Annotated in this window: 16 protein-coding genes; 10 read left to right on the top strand and 6 right to left on the bottom strand. The window is 67.4% G+C overall.

All coding sequences use genetic code 11. The features are described from left to right. Nucleotides 1-484 precede the first annotated feature (484 nt). A complete protein-coding gene (locus OG917_RS00940) occupies nt 485-928 on the bottom strand; it encodes a MarR family winged helix-turn-helix transcriptional regulator (RefSeq protein ID WP_328315546.1) in 444 nt (147 codons plus the stop codon). Nucleotides 929-1233: 305 nt separating this feature from the next. On the opposite strand from OG917_RS00940, the gene OG917_RS00935 reads away from it, so the two are divergent. From OG917_RS00935 to OG917_RS00925, 3 genes are all read left to right on the top strand, one after another. Further along, nucleotides 1234-2007 (top strand): SDR family NAD(P)-dependent oxidoreductase, encoded by a 774-nt coding sequence (locus OG917_RS00935; protein WP_328315545.1) that lies wholly within the window; start codon nt 1234-1236, stop codon nt 2005-2007. A 164-nt stretch (nt 2008-2171) separates the two neighbouring features. After that, nucleotides 2172-3041 (top strand): SDR family oxidoreductase, encoded by an 870-nt coding sequence (locus OG917_RS00930; RefSeq protein WP_328315544.1) that lies wholly within the window; start codon nt 2172-2174, stop codon nt 3039-3041. Next, a complete protein-coding gene (locus tag OG917_RS00925; protein ID WP_328315543.1) occupies nt 3038-3688 on the top strand; it encodes a hemerythrin domain-containing protein in 651 nt (216 codons plus the stop codon). The genes OG917_RS00930 and OG917_RS00925 overlap by 4 nt, the downstream gene beginning before the upstream one ends. Before the next feature lie 265 nt (nt 3689-3953). Here the strand turns inward: OG917_RS00925 and arsM are convergent, their stop codons facing one another. After that, nucleotides 3954-4826, bottom strand: a complete 873-nt coding sequence (arsM, locus tag OG917_RS00920) for an arsenite methyltransferase (protein ID WP_328315542.1) — start codon at nt 4824-4826, stop codon at nt 3954-3956. A 106-nt stretch (nt 4827-4932) separates the two neighbouring features. Between arsM and OG917_RS00915 the strand changes: the two genes are divergently transcribed. The 6 genes from OG917_RS00915 to OG917_RS00890 all read left to right on the top strand — a co-directional run bounded on the left by OG917_RS00915 (nt 4933) and on the right by OG917_RS00890 (nt 10191). Then, the gene (locus OG917_RS00915; protein WP_328315541.1) at nt 4933-5337 is read left to right on the top strand and encodes an ArsR/SmtB family transcription factor; all 405 of its coding nucleotides are present in this window, start codon (nt 4933-4935) and stop codon (nt 5335-5337) included. After that, nucleotides 5334-6449, top strand: a complete 1116-nt coding sequence (gene arsB / locus OG917_RS00910; protein ID WP_328315540.1) for an ACR3 family arsenite efflux transporter — start codon at nt 5334-5336, stop codon at nt 6447-6449. The genes OG917_RS00915 and arsB overlap by 4 nt, the downstream gene beginning before the upstream one ends. A gap of 449 nt (nt 6450-6898) precedes the next feature. Then, on the top strand, nt 6899-7537 hold the full coding sequence (locus OG917_RS00905; protein WP_443058893.1) for a hypothetical protein: 639 nt from the start codon (nt 6899-6901) through the stop codon (nt 7535-7537). A 252-nt stretch (nt 7538-7789) separates the two neighbouring features. Further along, the gene (locus OG917_RS00900) at nt 7790-9277 is read left to right on the top strand and encodes an APC family permease (RefSeq protein ID WP_328315539.1); all 1488 of its coding nucleotides are present in this window, start codon (nt 7790-7792) and stop codon (nt 9275-9277) included. A 61-nt stretch (nt 9278-9338) separates the two neighbouring features. After that, on the top strand, nt 9339-9605 hold the full coding sequence (locus OG917_RS00895) for a hypothetical protein (protein ID WP_328315538.1): 267 nt from the start codon (nt 9339-9341) through the stop codon (nt 9603-9605). A 280-nt stretch (nt 9606-9885) separates the two neighbouring features. Then, a complete protein-coding gene (locus OG917_RS00890; protein ID WP_328315537.1) occupies nt 9886-10191 on the top strand; it encodes a hypothetical protein in 306 nt (101 codons plus the stop codon). Between the two features lie 62 nt (nt 10192-10253). Here the strand turns inward: OG917_RS00890 and OG917_RS00885 are convergent, their stop codons facing one another. The 4 genes from OG917_RS00885 to OG917_RS00870 all read right to left on the bottom strand — a co-directional run bounded on the left by OG917_RS00885 (nt 10254) and on the right by OG917_RS00870 (nt 15323). Beyond that, nucleotides 10254-10916, bottom strand: a complete 663-nt coding sequence (locus OG917_RS00885; RefSeq protein ID WP_328315536.1) for a hypothetical protein — start codon at nt 10914-10916, stop codon at nt 10254-10256. Nucleotides 10917-11336: 420 nt separating this feature from the next. Further along, nucleotides 11337-11615 (bottom strand): hypothetical protein, encoded by a 279-nt coding sequence (locus tag OG917_RS00880; protein ID WP_328315535.1) that lies wholly within the window; start codon nt 11613-11615, stop codon nt 11337-11339. A 783-nt stretch (nt 11616-12398) separates the two neighbouring features. Next, nucleotides 12399-12782 (bottom strand): carbohydrate-binding module family 14 protein, encoded by a 384-nt coding sequence (locus tag OG917_RS00875; protein ID WP_328315534.1) that lies wholly within the window; start codon nt 12780-12782, stop codon nt 12399-12401. 282 nt (nt 12783-13064) lie between these two features. Further along, nucleotides 13065-15323, bottom strand: coding sequence for an MMPL family transporter (locus OG917_RS00870; RefSeq protein ID WP_328315533.1), 2259 nt, complete (start codon nt 15321-15323; stop codon nt 13065-13067). A 537-nt stretch (nt 15324-15860) separates the two neighbouring features. On the opposite strand from OG917_RS00870, the gene OG917_RS00865 reads away from it, so the two are divergent. Further along, complete coding sequence (locus OG917_RS00865; RefSeq protein ID WP_328315532.1) at nt 15861-16766, top strand: alpha/beta fold hydrolase; 906 nt, start codon at nt 15861-15863, stop codon at nt 16764-16766. The last annotated feature ends 50 nt before the right edge of the window (nt 16767-16816 follow it).

Below are 16816 nucleotides of genomic sequence, written 5' to 3'. Positions count from 1 at the left end.
CCACGAGGACCTGCACACGTGACGTGATCACGGTGGCTCAAGGCGTTCCGCCAGGTGACGTGGCCCGGATGCCGCTTCTTCTGCGACCCGCACGCCGGCGGCGCCGCGCAGGCGTACCGCACCTGGCTGGCAGACCATGGCGCGACCTCGGGGGAGCGGTGGGACGACGGGTGGCTGGGCCGGAGGAGCGCTTGGGTTTTCCCGTGCAGGCCCTTGTTGTGCCGGACTCCGCCCCGCAGCCGCTGGCGGAGCTAGCCGCCTCGCTGGGCCGTCGGTTGTGGCCTCATCCCACCCGCCTGGCTGGGACGTCTGCAGTACGGAGGTCCACCAGTCCAGCGGCGAAGGGTCCGACCGCCCACCGTAAAGTCGTCAGGGTGACTGATGAATGTAGTCAATAGGGCTGACCAACTGACCAACAAGGTGAGGCCGCAGCCCGTCGGCTGCCCCGGCGGCTCAGGGTGAACGGGGTTGGCGGCAGGCGGCTCTACTGCGCGTAAGGGTCGGTGATCTCGCGGAGTTGCTCCAGGATCTGGTGCAGCAGCGTGAAATTGCGGGTGCCCAGGTAGGTCTTCCACTCCGAGAGGATCTCGTCGAGTGTTGCCGAGGCCACCTCGACGGCCCGCCTGCCGCGTTCCTCGATCACGATCAGCCGGGCGCGGCCGTCCGTAGGATCGGGGATCCGGCGGACGTAGCCCAGGCGTTCCAGTTGGTCGACCAGCACGCCGGCGCTCTGCTTGGTCATCTGGGCCTGGTCAGCGAGGTCCGTGAGGCGCGAGCCGTCCGGGGCGACGCGCTGGAACACCCGGCACTGGGTGAGGGTCCAGTCGTCGAAACCGGCATCCTGCAGGGCCCGGAACATCCGGTCCTCGGTGTACCGGTACGGGATGAACAACGACGTCCCCAGATCAACCCGCTGCTCGTCGTCCATAGCGCTCTCGGTCCTGTTCTCCCGCCTGATCCCGCGAGGTTCACACCCTACGTGAATGCTGCTGGGCCGGATCCCCTGCCGGCCCGGCCGCGGTGGTGCGTGCGCGGTTCCGGGCTCGCCACGTTCCGCACGGGCCGGCTGCCCCTCGGTGATCTCGGGCCGGTTGCTGTTGCCGTTAGTTCCGCCATGTGACTACAGTAGTCAATGTTCCTGACTAAGTCGGTTGTCGACGCGATGGAGGAACGGGCGGTCCGGCCCAAGGACTGTTCACATCCGGCGAGCACAGAGAGAACGCGGGTAGCGCGATGACATTGACATCAAGCCTGGCGGGCAAGCGGGTCCTGGTCACCGGAGGCAGCAGCGGAATCGGCGCCGCGATCGTGCGGCGGCTGGCCGCCCAGGGGGCCACGGTCGCGGTCAACTACCGATCCGATCAAGAGGCGGCCGAGGCGCTCGTGGGCGAACTCCGCGACAGCGGGTGTGCCGCGTCGGCCTTCCCGGCCGATATCAGTGACAGGGCCCGGACCCACGAGCTCGTCGGCGCGGTGGTGTCCGAGTTCGGCGGCCTGGACCTGCTGGTCAGCAACGCCGGGGTCGAGCACTTCGGAGCCCTGGAGACCATCACTCAGGCCGACTTCGACCGCCTCTTCCAGACCAACGTGGCCGGGCAGCTGTTCGTCACCCAGGCCGCGGTGGCCGCGATGACGGACGGTGGCCGGATCGTGCTCAGCTCCTCGGTCAGTGCGCGTATGGCGGTCCGTCAGCATGCCCTGTATGCGGCAAGCAAGGCCGCTATTTCGGCGATGGTGCGCAATCTCGCTCCCGAGTTGGCCGAGCGGAACATCACGATCAACGCGATAGCCCCGGGCGCCACCGCTACTCGCATGGCCGGCTATGCCCCCAACTACGTCCATCCCGCGCTCGCCGATGTGCCGTTTCCCGCGCTCATCCGCTCCATGAGCGCACTCGGCCGGTTGGCCGAACCTGACGAAATTGCCGCCGTGGTCGCGTTCCTGCTCTCTCCGGACGCGTCCTTCATCACCGGCGCCACCATCGACGCCGACGGCGGCTGGAACTGACACACCGGCTCAACGCACCCGGCCGTGACGCCGGGGATTTGGGCGTCGGGACCGGTCGTATCGGCCGTCAGTACGGCGGCTGGGATGCCCTCTGTCCGTACGGCGCCAGTCATACATCCACCTCGTAATGCACTCACACCGAACATTTGTCGAAGGGAAACATCATGTCCATTGTCATCACGGGAGCCTCAGGTCATCTTGGCCGGCTCATCGTCGATCAGCTCCTCGCCGCCGGCACGCCGCCGGAGCAGATCGTGGCCACAGGGCGGGACACCGGAAAGCTCGCGGACCTCGCACGGAACGGGGTCACTGTGCGGCGTGCGGACTTCGCCGACCCGGGAACCCTCGACACCGCTTTCGCGGGTGCCGACGCGATGGTGCTGGTGTCCACGACGACGGTGGGTGAGCGGTTCGACAACGCCCGCAACGCCATCGACGCGGCGCGCCGGGTGGGTGTCTCCCGCATCGTGTACACCAGCATGCTCAATGCCTCGACCGCGCAGATGATGCTCGCCGGCGCGCATCGCCGCACCGAGGAGTACCTGCGGGAGAGCGGGTCGCCATTCGTCATCCTGCGCAACGGCTGGTACTTGGAGAACTACACCGACCAGCTGCCGATGATCACCCAGTACCAGGCTCTGCTGGGCAGTGCACACGACGGGCGTGTCAGTGCGGCCGGCCGGTGTGACCTGGCGGCGGCCGCGGTCGCGGCGCTGACGCAGGACGGGCACCTCGGAGCGACCTACGAGCTCGGCGGGACGCCGTTCACGCTGACCGAACTCGCCGCCACGTTCAGCGATGTCCTGGGCACCCCCATCACCTACCGGGACATGCCGGTGGCCGACTACACCGCGACGTTGACGGGCGCCGGGCTGCCTGCGGAGATGGCCGCTGCCGTGGCTGATGCCGATGCCGGGCTGGCCCGCGGAGAGCTGTTCACCGACAGCGGCGACCTGGTCAAGCTCCTCGGCCGGCCGGCTATCACGGCGCGCGAAGCGATCCGGAAGGCCGCGGCCGTCGAGGTGTCACGATGAGCGCTTCCGGGCCCGGCGTCGACACGCACGAGATGGTGCTGATCCATCGCGTCCTGCGGCGCGAGTTCGGTCAGCTTCCGCGGTTGTTTCGCGCCGCGGCCGGGGACCGTGCGCGATCCAAGGTCATCGGCGCGCACGCCCGGGAGATGCTGACATTCCTCCACACGCACCACACCGGTGAGGACGAGCTGCTCTTTCCGCTACTGCGTGAACGAGCAGCCCTCGATCCGGAGCTGATGGACCGGATGGATGCGCAGCACGCGCAGGTCGACAATGCTGCCACGGCCATCGACGCGGAGTTGCCGGCGTGGACGGCGAGCGCGGACGCTGCCGCGGGGGAGCGGATGGCCGCTCGCATCGACGCCATGATGCCCACACTGATCGAGCACCTGGCCGAGGAGGAGCAGTCAATACTGCCGATTGTCTCCGTCACACTGGCGCAGAGCGAATGGGACGCACTCGGCAAGCACGGCATGAGCGCGATTCCCCTCACGCGGCGGCTGGTCATCCTCGGCCACATCACCGAGGAAACCGATGATGCGGAACGCCGGAGGTTCATGAAGGTCCTGCCGGCCCCGGCCCGTGTGGCCTACAAGCTGATCGGCCACCGCCAGTTCACCCGCGAAACCAGCCAGATCCGCGGCTGACCCGCCCCACAACCCGACACCACACCCAAACGATCACGGGCACACCCAACGTCTACGGCAAGACAAGGAGAGGCAATGGCAGTTTGCTATTGAAGGCCACGGCAGGCGAGAAGGTCACTACTGATGGGGGCTGCAAAGGTCACCCCTGTCTGCCTGACGCGGACATTTTCGCTGAACTGACGGGCCCAGGGTGACGACATGCTCTTCACCCGCAGTCCCCAGACCCCGCGTCCGCAGGTTGAGGGCTGCGCCGTGCGCCGACCGATCAGTTGCAGCCACAGCCGGGCGCGCTCTTGGCCTCTGCAGCCGTGCTGTTGGGGTCGGCTGCTCGCTCGGCGTCGGTGCAGCAGGCGGTCACGCCGCAGCAGCTGTCCGTCCCCGTAGCCATGGTGGCGGGTTTGGTGGCGCGGACGATGACGGAGTGCATGCCGTCGGAAACGCTGTGGGTGGGAGTGATCCCGATGTCCGTGAACCCGACGGCTTCGAGGCCACGGCGGTATTCGGTGAAGGAGAGGGCGCCGGCGATGCAGCTGACGTGGTCGCCGCGCGCGGCCCGCTGTTCTGGGGTGAGGGTGTCATCGGCGACGACGTCGGAGATCCCGATGCGGCCGCCCGGCGTGAGGACGCGGTGCATCTCGGTGAAGACGGCGGGCTTGTCGGTGGACAGGTTGATCACGCAGTTGGAGATCACGACGTCGATGGTGTTCGCCGGGAGGGGGATGGCCTCGATGGTGCCCTTGAGGAACTGGACGTTGGCGGCGCCTGCCTTCTTCTGGTTTGCGAGGGCCAGGGTAAGCATCTCCTCGGTCATGTCCAGACCGTAGGCCTTGCCGGTCGGGCCGACCCGGCGAGCGGACAGAAGGACGTCGATGCCGCCGCCGCAGCCGAGGTCCAGGACGCATTCACCCTCGTGGAGGTCGGCGACGGCAGTCGGGTTGCCGCAGCCCAGCGACGCGGCGACGGCCTCGGCGGGCAGCTGGCCACGCTCGTCGGCGGCGTAGAGGGTGGAGCCGAAGTTCTCGTCGACCTCGATCGCGGCCGGTCCGCAACAGGCGCTTCCGCCCTCGGTGACCTGGACGGCCGCCGCGGCATAGCGCCGACGCACGGTCTCGCGCAGGTCTTCTGTCTGCTCGCTCATGACCTTCACTCCTCGATGGCAGGGATGAGAAGGGTCCCAATCAGGCTGTATTGATATGCCTCGATGTAACATTGCGCCTTGGATCGAAGACTGTCAACATAGACGCATGTCGAAACAAGAGCTGGTGGTGCTCGGCCAGGACAGCGCCGAGGGGTGCTGTCCGACCCTGCTGAGTGCACCCATGGGCGAGGACCAGGCCGTCGAGCTGGCGAAGGTGTTCAAGGCCCTGGGTGATCCGGTGCGACTGCGGCTGCTGTCGATGATCGGCTCGCGGGAGGGCGGGGAGATCTGCGTCTGCGACCTCACCCCTGCGTTTGACCTGTCCCAGCCGACGATCTCCCATCATCTGAAACTGCTGAAGCAGGCTGGGCTGATCGCCTCCGAACGGCGCGGGACGTGGGTGTATTACCGGCTGCTGCCCGCGATGACCGACCGCCTCTCGGCCGTCCTCACCAACCCGCAGGCTCAGCCCCTTGAGCCCCTGGAAGCCCCGGCGGGGGCCGCGTCGTGAGCGAGACGACCACCGCCGCGGCGAGGCCGGTCGCGGGCCGACTGTCGTTCCTCGACCGCTTCCTCGCCGTGTGGATCCTCGCCGCGATGGCCGCCGGCCTCGGGCTCGGCCGCCTGGTCCCCGGGCTCGGAGACGCGCTGGCGAAGGTGACGGTCACCGGGGTCTCGCTGCCGATCGCCCTCGGTCTGCTCGTGATGATGTACCCGGTCCTGGCGAAGGTCCGCTATGACCGCCTGGACACCGTCACCCGTGACAAGCGCCTGCTGATCCCGTCCCTGGTCATCAACTGGATCATCGGCCCGGCCGTTATGTTCACCCTCGCCTGGACCTTCCTGCCAGACCTGCCGGAATACCGGACCGGCCTGATCATCGTCGGCCTCGCCCGCTGCATCGCCATGGTCATCATCTGGAACGACCTCGCTTGTGGCGACCGCGAGGCCGCCGCCGTCCTCGTCGCCCTCAACTCCGTCTTCCAGGTGATCGCGTTCAGCCTGCTCGGCTGGTTCTATCTGTCCGTCCTGCCCGGCTGGCTCGGCCTGGACCAGACCGCCCTGGACATCTCCGTATGGGAGATCGCCCGCAGCGTGCTGATCTTCCTCGGTATCCCTCTCGCCGCCGGATTCCTCACCCGCAAGCTCGGCGAGAAGACCAAGGGACGCGCCTGGTATGAGGCGGAACTAGTTCCCCGCGTCGGACCGTTCGCCCTGTATGGGCTGCTGTTCACGATCGTCGTGCTGTTCGCCCTCCAGGGCGACGCGATCACCTCGCAGCCGTGGGACGTGGTGCGGATCGCGCTGCCGCTGCTGGTGTACTTCGCCGTCATGTGGGCCGGATCCATGGCCCTGGGCAAAGCCGTCGGCCTGGACTATCCTCGCGCCACGACCCTCGCGTTCACCGCTGCGGGCAACAACTTCGAACTCGCCATCGCGGTGGCCATCGCGACGTTCGGGGCAACCTCCGGGCAGGCCCTGGCCGGCGTCGTCGGCCCCCTCATCGAAGTGCCCGTGCTGATCGGTCTCGTCCATGTCGCCCTCGCCGCCCGCCGCTGCTTTCCCAACTCCGAGCCCCTTTCGGTCCCTGCGGCCACCGCTGAGGGCCCCGCCGGTGGCTGAACCCCGGCCGAAGCCGTCCGTGCTGTTCGTGTGCGTCCATAACGCCGGACCGCCGGACAGTTCTCCGTCGGCCGCAGGCGAAGCCGCCCGTTTCCGACCGCGGTCGCCCGCAGCCCGCGCTCATCCTCGAAGCGCAGGTCCTCATCGACCAGGAAGGCCATCCCCTCAGGGATCACCGGCTTCGCCGGCAGCCCCCAGGACCCCCAGCCCTCACGCGAGCAGGACGAGACCTCCATGCCATCGACCGTACGGGCGGGACACAGTGCAGAACACCCGGCGAATGCGTTCAATGAGAACCTCGAACTGCCTTATGTGAAATGACAGTCAAGCGTGAACAACCGGTAGGGGGCATCGTCACGTCCGAGCCCGGCGGCCTGCGGGAATTCTCAGGCCGGGAGCGGATGAGCGCCTAACGGGACGTCCTGCCCATCGACGTATTCCTGCACCTGATGGACCACCACCGGCTGCTGCGTGAGCTCGGCGCCACCGACGCAGCCCGCCTCCAGCGCATCGCCCCGGGCAGAGGTTTCTGGGGGGCGGGTGTACGGGCCTCCACGCAGACGCCGCCCACCCCTTCGGGGAAGCGGGTCGTCTTCGTCGCCCTCGAAGACGGCTCAAGCCTCGTCGACCTCCCCATCTTCGACACCTCCCCCGAGACCTGCGCGCACACGATCTTCCGCTCCGGGCTGCTCCTGGTCCGGGGCACTGTCGAAGCACGCGGCCTCCGGCGCACCGTGGTCGGCGACATCGTCCGGTGCCTGGACGCTGTTGCCGTCGCCCGCCGCGATCATGGTCCGCGAGCAGCCCTCGACCGCCTCGGCCACCACACCACAGCCACCACTCCCGCGGCCCAGACCACCACCGGGCCCACCTCGCGGGTGCTCAGCGACGGAACCGCCGGCGCTGAGTTCGCCGCGCGGGCGGATCTTCAGCCCGCGCGGCAGCCGCTGCGCCGGTCTGCGCCGTCTCGGGCACCGATCACCCGCAAGCGCCGGCTGATCCCGGGGGTGGCGATTGTCCGCAGGGGTCGCGATGGGGGAGTGGGGCTCGTAGCGTTCTGCTCTGTCGATCACGGGGGCGCGGTATGAGGAACGCCGCGGACCCGGACTGGCTGGCAGCGCAGGCTGGCCCGGCCCCTCCCTATGCGGGTCGATCGCTGCAGCCGGATCAGCGTGAGCACCATCCGGACAACGAAACCAGCGTCTGCCCGGCGTGGCGGAGGGCGGGCCGGCATCCGTACGGTCGGTCGGGTGAGTCGAACGGAACACAGACGTGGAAGAGGGTGAAAATGGTGCACTGACCGGTGCCTGCCTGGCGTGTGTCTCGGGTACCGGAGGGCCTTGGAAGGTGAGGTGGTCGCGGTGGTGGAATCTTCGTCTGATACACAGGGCGATGCGAAGACCGTCGAGGCCGGAGGGTACCGGCAGGAGCTGAAACGCACCCTCGGCCCCTTTCAGGTGTTCGCGATCTCGTTCGCGTTCATCTCGGTGGCGGTCGGCATCTTCGCGACCTACGACGAAGTGCTGTTGACCGCGGGTCCGGTCGGTATCTGGCTGTGGATCGTCGCGGCCGCAGGGCAGACCCTGGTGGCGTTGGTAGTCGCGCAGTTCGCGGCCCGCATCCCGCTCAGCGGTTCCTCGTATCAATGGGCCTCGCGGCTGACCAGCCCGAAGATCGGCTGGTGGTTCGGCTGGCTGACCTTCTGCTACCTGGCGATCGGCGTGGTGGCGGTCGACAACGCGCTGGCGAGCCAGGCGTTCATGCCACTTGCCGGCATCGCACCGGACGAGGACGCCGCACGGCTGATCACGCTCGTGGTGCTGCTCGTCCAGACCGTATTGGCCGTGGCCTCCACGCGCCTCGTCAGCCTGATCAACACGGTCGCTGTGGGGCTCGAACTGGCACTCGTGGTGGTGGTGGCGATCGCGCTCGTCATCGCCGTCTCGGTCACTGGCAACGGCTCGGTCGGCAACCTCACCTCGCGCGGTGTCGTCGAAAACGCCCCCGGCTACTTCGCAGTTGGCGGTGGCGTGATACTTGCGATGATCATGGGACTCGCGACCCTCGTCGGCTTCGACTCGGCGGCCAACCTGGCCGAGGAGGCCAAGGATCCGTTCCGCACCGTTCCACGCGCGATCGTGGGATCGGTCGTGGCGGCCGGTGTCCTGGGCATGCTGTTTCTGATCACGCTCACGCTCGCGATCGACGATATCCCCCGCATCAGCAACACCGGCTCGCCCGTCGCGGCGATCATCCGTGATCAGCTCGGTCCGGCTATGGAAAAGACACTGCTGGTCGCGATCACCATCGCGTTCTTCGGCGCCGGGATCGTGACGATGGTCGCATGCTCGCGCCTCGTCTTTGCGATGTCACGCGACGCCCGCTTCCCCGCCCACCGCCTGATGCGGCGGGTCAACCCCCGCACGAGGACGCCGATCCCGGCGACCGTGCTGGTCTTCGCCCTGGGCGTCGTCCTGATGGTTGCCCTCCCCGGCGCCGCACTGCTGGAGCTGATCACGGCCTCGACCATCCTCCCCGCCCTCACCTACGGCTCGACGATCGTGCTCTACCTGGCAGTACGCGGACGCCTCAGCCGCCAGAAGGGTGCCTTCAACCTCGGACGCTTCGAACTGCCCGTCGCGATCTGCGCCCTGGTATGGACAGTTTTTGCCCTGTTCGTACTGGTATCCCCGAGAGAGGCGCTGGTCTCCGTCGTGATCGTGGGGGGCCTCCTGATCCTGGGAGGCCTGTTCTTCGTCGCCATGCTGAAGTTCGACCGCCAAGCACTGGAGACGGAGCCTGGTGAGGCGGACCCTTTCACGGGCTGAGCAGGAAGCGCCCCTCTCTCCCGAAACGGCCTTCCCTGACGAGCCGGAGACAGAGCAGTCAATGGACCCGTCCGGGAGGCGGGACATCTTCGTCACCTTCGAAGGGGGCTCGGGCCTCGTCGGCCCCGCCTTCTTCGACAGCTCCCGCGAAGCCTGCGCACATGCGACCTTCCACTGCGGACTGCTCCTGGCCGGGGGCATGGTCGAAGCACGCGGCCCCCGGTGCACCGTCGTCGGTGACAGGGTCTGGGACTTCGACGTGGCGCGGCTGCCCGCCGCGTCCACGGCCCGCGAGCCGCCCTCGACCTCTTCGGCCAGATCGCCATAACTGCTGTTCCTTCGTCTGATCGAACTCGACGGCCAGAACAGCTTCACCGAACACCTCACCATCGAACCCGCGCAGCAGATCCCGCTGGGGACTTTGCCGAGATGGATGACAAGGCGCAGAGCACACGCAGCCGCGACCGTATTTGTCCCACCGGGTGGGCCAAGGGCAGCGGTGACGCCAGCGCCCTGGTCGACGCGTCGGACGAACTCACCTGTGCCCAGTTCGCTATTGCGTCCTCGTACGGTGGAATGTCGGCAGCCGAGGGCGGCCTGAACCGGCTTTGCCCACCGGCAGCACGACACCCAACGGGAATGCCTGCCTGGGCACCAACGCGAAGAAGCTGGGTACGGCGGTGCACCTGTTCAGCCTCAACGGCACCAACCCGTCAGTCAAGGAAGTGTGCGGACGGTCAGCGATCTCCGGCATGCACAATCAGCAGTCCATGGGCGGTCACTTCTCAGAATTCATGAGCGCGATGCGGCTCATGGACAAAGTTCCGTACTGGCTGGACACCCGCATGACCCCGGGTAACACCTGCCTGTACGACGGAGCCACGCCTGCCATCTGCACGTCGACTGCTCAATAGCAGCCCACAGCACAGGCCCGCCCCGCTCCGGGACCTGGAGTGGAGGCGGGGCTGTGAGGCCGTCAGACCATGGGGATCAAAAGCGACGGCAGTTCGCCGGCCTGGACAGCTGACGAGTCGATGGACAGCCCGCAGTAGGCTCCGACGCCGGAGAAGACGGCCCCGGGCAAACGCTCCCTGTGCTCCTCGTAGTACGCCATCACTACGGCTTCCTCTTCGTCCGGTATGGACGGAAACACTGCTCCCGCTGCATGCAGTGCCGCATCCAAGGCGGACGACCGGCCGGTGGTTTCCCCGAAGTCGGCCCGCCAGGCACGCCCGTCACCCGGCGCATGAATGATCGTCGATGGCGGGTTCCACCAGTCCATCGTCAGACAGATGACCTCCTCGTCCGGACAGGGCCGCATCGACTCCACTTGTCGATAGCCGGTTGACCATGTCGCCATGCCCCAGTCCTCCAGTACGTACACCCAATCGCCGTGCGTTCCGTACATGACAGGCTTGACGCGGGGTACCGACCTGCCCGGCCGCCCCGCAGGGACGACAAGATCCTTGTACGGGGTGCGGTCGGCGAGCTCATCGAAGTCGGCGCCCAACGCGATGAGGAACTCGTCCGCGTCGACGCCGCGGGCGCAGGTTATCGATATCCCACCGAGCATTCCAGGCAGGGTGGAAGACTTATCTGTGGTGCTGTGCGCACCTATCCAGGCGATCCCGTCAGGCATGGCCGTCACACTAGATGATCGATTCCAAGAGGTGCGGCGATAGCACGTGCGTGACGACGTACCGCGTGGGAAAGTGTCCCTGGGCTCTCCGGTCGCGACTTGGCGCACCCGTGGTAGCGCCTGCAACAGGCGGCGGATGAGCAGCGGACCCGCCTCACTCGATATCCTGCGCATGTGAGGCGCTGCACCTCCCCAGAACCACCCGGCCCGTCCGCGCGGAGAGGCGCGATGGGGCCTGGGGGCACTCCAGTCGAAGCGGATCGCGTCAGGGACACTGGCAGCTGGGGTCCGACCGGCTATCCCCGGGCCGGCCCGCCCCGGCCGAACGACAGTGCCCAAAAATGCGGCCGCAGAACCTGAGTTGTTCATGCCGGGCCTGGGCAGGGCGTAACCGATGCAGCTGCGCCCTGCCCGGGCACGTCAGGCGCAGGTGTCGAGCATTGAGGCCAGGGCGGTCTTCTCGGCGCCGGTGGTGGTGAGCTTGAAGACGGAATTGATGTGGGTGTAGTCCTCGCCGTAGGTGCACCAGAACGCGTTGTTCGTTGGCTTCCAGTCCGCGGGGCCGAAGTCGGATTTGCTGCTGTTGGAGGAGGTTGAGGTGATGAACGGCTGCTGGTCCTTCAGGTCAGCGGGTGCAAAGCTCGATCGGGCGCGGGTGGATCGAACTGTGCCGTGGGTGTGCGTGGACGCTGGCGCCATGTCCGTGCGGGCAGCGGCACCGGTCCGTCCAGGAGAACTCGTTCGACTGGAAAGGGGCCTGGCAGCGGACGCACATGAGCGATGACGGCATGCCGAACTCACATTGGCCTGCGGGCTAGTCGGTTAGATGCGGCACGGGGGGCTTGAGTGTGGCTGATCAGCGGGGTAGCGCGTGTCCACCGTCCCGGCCGCGGTCGGCACCGCAGCCCCGAACGGGCAGGGCCTTCACCGGGCCCGAGGCCACCGTCACCACGCCGGTGGCGGCCGGCTGCAAACTGACCGGCGGATCCTGGCCCAGCGCCTACGACGACCTCAGGGTCACCGGCGCCGCCCGTCTCGACGTCGACCACTCTGTCCTGCTCGCTGAGGTCCGACTCGGAGCGGACTCCGTGGAGCGCGGCTCGGCTGGAGGCATACGCGAACGACCAGGGCTCCCCGGACACTCTGATCGCGGTCTCCGCCGACTCGAACCGGTCCAAGAGCGACAATGACCCGGTCGAATGGCTCCCCTCCGACCACTCCTACCGCTGCACCTAGGCCGCGACCTGGGTCGCAACCAGACTGCGCTGGGACCTGGCCACCGACGCCGCCGAGCGCCGGGCCCTCCTCGGATTCGCCGACGACTGCCCCTCGGCCAACGTCGTCTACGAACGCGCCTCCTGATGGCTCGACTGCCCTGCAGCTGGCCGGGATGCCAGAACGGCTGCCGGCGGGGATTGCGAGAGCGTCCGAGGCCGGGAGGCGCGCGAGATATGGGCAGGGGCGCTGCAGTGGGCCCCGGTATCAGTTTTTGGGCGGGCCCTGCCTGCGCAGCGACGACGTGTCATTGGGCTGCACGCATACGAGCCTGCCGGTGTCGAAGACTTGGTAGGGGTGAGCCGGGTCGGCCGGATCGCTGTCGGGACAGGGTGTGTCGTTGGCCTTGCCGTTGGTGCAGACGATGTAGCGGGTGGAGTCGAAGGGGTGGGTCTCGGCTGTCTCGTGCCGGCCGCTGCAGTCGTAGTAGGTGACGTCCGGATAGGTGGGCCTGCTGGTAGTGGCGATGAGGTGGTCTCGTTCTGTGGCCTGGCCAGTGCTTGCGAGCGCGCCGTTGGCATGGGCTGCGTTGGCTGATAGGGCGGTGACGAGTAGGACTGCTGTGGCCATGGCGGCATACGTGATCTTCATGTTCTGAGCAACGACCTGCACTACCAATCGTCACGATTTCATCGGAGTAGCCCCTTCCCTGCGTGCATCGCCTGAATTATCCACTGGTGCTTCATGTCGGCAGGCACTGAAATCCGTCTGTCGTCGAGCGCCAGAGGCCGTTCTGCCGCGGTGAGGCTCCAGCCGGCGCCTGCCGGTCGGAACCTCACCTGTGGTTCTGGTGGTGCGCGCCTGCCCATCGGGCAGACGGCAGCGGGGGCGCCGGGCATCGCGGAAGCCCGCTGGGACGGGCTGGGGGCACTCTTAAGAAGCCGTACGCCGAGTATCGGCCGAGGCGTGGGCGTCACGCTCCGATGTGGAGAGGTGATCCCATCCGATGGCGGGCGGGCCGGGCAGGGTGCGAGGAGCGTCGGACGTCCGGGTGCCCGCTTCTGGTTTGTGGACGGGCGTCCACCAGTTGGCGTCGCCGGCCAGGCACATCACGGCAGGGACGAGGAGGCCGCGTACGACGGTGGCGTCCAGAAGGACTGCCAACGCGAGACCGATTCCGACAATTTTCAGTACGAGCAGCGACGAGGTGCCCAAGGTGGCCATCACGGCGGCGAAGGTGACTGCGGCCCAGGTGAACAAGCGACCTGTGCGGTCGAGACCTCGGGCTACGGCGAGGCGGGTGTCACCACAGGCCTCGTATTCTTCGCAGATCCGGGCGAGAAGGAAGATTTCGTAGTCCATGGACAGGCCGAATGCGATACAGAACACCATGATCGGCAGGAGGGCGTCGGTAGCTCCGATGATGGCGAAGCCGCCCAGCGCATCGGCGAAGTGCCCGTCCTGGAAGACGTAGACCAGGGCACCGAACGTGGCACACAAGCTCAGGGTGTTCAGGAGCAGGGCCTTGAGTGCCAGGACCGGTTTCCTGGTCAGCGCAAGGACCAGGGCCAGCATCGCCAGGGTCACCAGGACCAGGGCCAGGGGCAGTCGGTTGGCCAGGGCGTCCTGCACGTCGGCGAGTCTGGCTCCCGGTCCGCTCACCAGGGCTGGGGCAGGTGCTGGCAGGGTTCGCAGTGAGCGGGCGAAGTCGCGCATGGCGGGTGTGTACGGCTCGCCGCGTGTGGTCACTTCCAGCCGTACGCCGTGCTGCGACAGGTACTGCCCAGCCGGTGCAGGGCCGGGGATCGCCTCGGTGCCGGCGGCGGTGCCTCTGTTGTATGAGCCGGTGGCGGTGTCAACACGTACTACGTCCGGCAGCGTCGAGATGCGCCGCGCGTAGTCCTGCAGCGCTTCAGGCCGCGCCCGCACGTCGAAGGCGGGCAGGACGACGGCCGTCGCGGTGACGGTGCTGTTCGCCTCGAAATCATGGCGCAGCTGTTCGCCGGCGCGCCCTGCGTCGGATGTCGGGGGCAGGACGCGGTCGTCGAAAAGGGTGAAGCGCACGTGTGAGAACGGCGAGGCCAGAAGGATCAGCCCGGCGACGACGGCGACGGCCACGATCGCTGGGTGGCGCATGACCCATACTGCGGTCCTGCCCCAGCTGCCCAGGTGCCCTTCGCTCCCATCCGGAGGGTTGAAATGGCGCGGCCGCCAGTGTGCGAAGACGTCGAAACGGTCCACCCGGTCGCCGAGCAGCGCCAGCACTGCCGGAAGGAGGAGCAGCGTTCCGGCCGCGGCCAGCACGACGACGCTGATCCCGCCGTAGGCGATGGACCGGAGGATGGTGTGCGGGAAGACCAGCAGCGCCCCCAGGGACAGGGCCACCGTAGCGGCCGAGAAGGCCACGGTCCTGCCCGCGGTGCGCAGAGAGACGCGCAGCGCCTCGTGCGGGTTCCGTCCGGCGTTCAGTTCTTCGCGGTAACGGCTGATCAGGAACAGGCTGTAGTCCACGGCCAGGGCGAAGCCCAGGGCGCTGCTGATGCTGTTCGCGTACACGGATACCGGCGTCCACATGGTCAGTGCTCGCAGGACTGCCATCGATCCTGTCAGCGCGAGGGCTCCTACCAGGACCGGGAGCAGGGCTGCGACAGCGGAGCGGAAGACCAGTAGCAGCAGGACGGTAGTCAGCGGCATTGCCAGCAGTTCTCCGCGCAGGCGGTCGTGTTCGGCCTGTCGCATGATCTCGGCCCTGACGACAGCTTCGCCGTTGGCGACTACCTCCAGGGCTCCCTGACGGCCGGTGACGTGGGGGGTGAGCCGCCCGGCGGCCTGCGTCGCCTCGTCCTCTCCTCCACGCAGCTGGATCAGGAGCAGCGCGGCTCGTCCGTCGTGCGAACGGAGCGAGGGTGTCCGGGCGGACCAGAAGGAGACGACGTGCTCGACGGCGGGATCCGCGGCCAAGCGCCGTTCCAGGTCCACGCCGGCTGCGGTAGAGGCGGCCGTGTCGACCGGTTGCCGGGCGCGCGCGACGAGGATCATGTTGGCTCGCGGGGCGTGGAATCGGGTGGCCAGTATGTGGTCTGCGCGGGCTGACTCGGCGGAGGCAGGTACGACGTCGCCGGCCGTCATATGGTCGCCGGCCGAGGCTCCGTACCAGCAGGCTGCGACGGTGAAGACGAGGGCCAGGAACACGACGAGACGGCGTTGACGTACCAACCGCAGGGGTCGTGGGGTGCCGTGCTGGATCGCAGTGCCTTCCCGCGTTCGACCCGCGTCAGTCGCCTTCCGAAGATGCATGGCTTTCTCCCTTGTCTCTGGGGAGGGCGGGGGTTTGCGTAGAGGCCCCGTCCCGTCCGGTGTGGAAACGACGGTTCGAGCGGAACGTGGCGCAGCCCGGCACGACTGTGGTGCCGGCCCAGGTCTTACATGGGATTGGGAAAACCCGCTGTCCCTGTGTGCGTCGGGGTTTGACGTACCGGCAAGCCCTTGCACAGGCAGCGCTTCCGCGACCGCCATCAAGATCCACTCGAAGGGGTGGAGATAGTCCGACCTGTCAGGCCTCCATGTCCGGCCGTGCGACGCTTGATCAAGGCGTGAGGTGCACACACGCAACCCGGGGGACCGGCTTGAACAGAGCCGCAAGACACTGAGTGCCAACAAGTTCTCTCAGTTGTCACCCGCGGGTCCAGTTGAAGCCAGCTCGATCACGCCGATGCATAGGGACAAGTCATGAACACCGGAGAGCTGCAGTCTTCGTACCGCGGGATTCAGATGTCCGCGACGGTGCAGTGGTGTCCAACACCCCTGACCGATCCCGTTCTGGTGGTGAACAGCCTGCTGCGCAGCCAGAGCTACACACAGACTCTCGCGGACGGAATCGTCCGCTGGTCGCATGTGATGACCGCGGACATCTGCGGGGTGTCAGCGCCTGGTGAGCTGCCGGCCGGGTGCAATTTGGACATGCTGGCCGATGCCCTCGCACATCTGGTCGGCGAGTGCGGTTTCACCGGCGTGAACGTTGTGGGGAACTCCTTCACCGCGGACGTGGCACACCGTTTTGCCGTGCGCCACCCTGGGGTGGCCAGGCGCGCTGTGCTGACCGGAGCGACGGGAGGATTGTGCGACCCCGCCGCTGCGAGGGACCTTGCCGAGGCAGTGAACCGTCTGGACTTGGAAGGAAGCGCTGTGCTGGATGACGTGCTGCACCGGGTGGTGTGCCTTGATCCCAGCCGCACGGTACTGCGCCGCCGCGCGCTGCTCTCTACCCTCACCAAGCGCATGAAGCAGCCCACGGCGGTTGCCGAAATGCAGACGTGGGTGAGCTGCCTGAGGCTGCTCGATGCAGTCACTGCGGCCCTCACGCCGGCCCTCGATGAGCCTCCCGGCCCTCTGCTGCTGGTAATCGTCGGCGAGCACGATGTGGCCACGCCACCGGCCACCTGTCGTGCACTGGCAGCCCGCACCCCGGGAGCAGTCTTCGCGGTCATCAAGGACGCCGACCATTTCGTCAGCATCACCAGGCCGGTCGAGCACCAGGACCTGATCCGTCGTTTCCTGCTGGATGAGCCTTTGGACGCCCTGCCCTACTGCGTGCAGGTCGACCCCTCCAGCCAGCCTATGGTCGTGGGCTCATGAATGCCGCAGCGGTTCAGGGGAGCGGACCAACTCTACGGCCGGCTGGCCCC

Source organism: Streptomyces sp. NBC_00388, from assembly GCF_036061255.1.
Taxonomy (GTDB): Bacteria; Actinomycetota; Actinomycetes; order Streptomycetales; family Streptomycetaceae; genus Streptomyces.
This window is presented reverse-complemented; position numbering and strand designations above follow the sequence as displayed.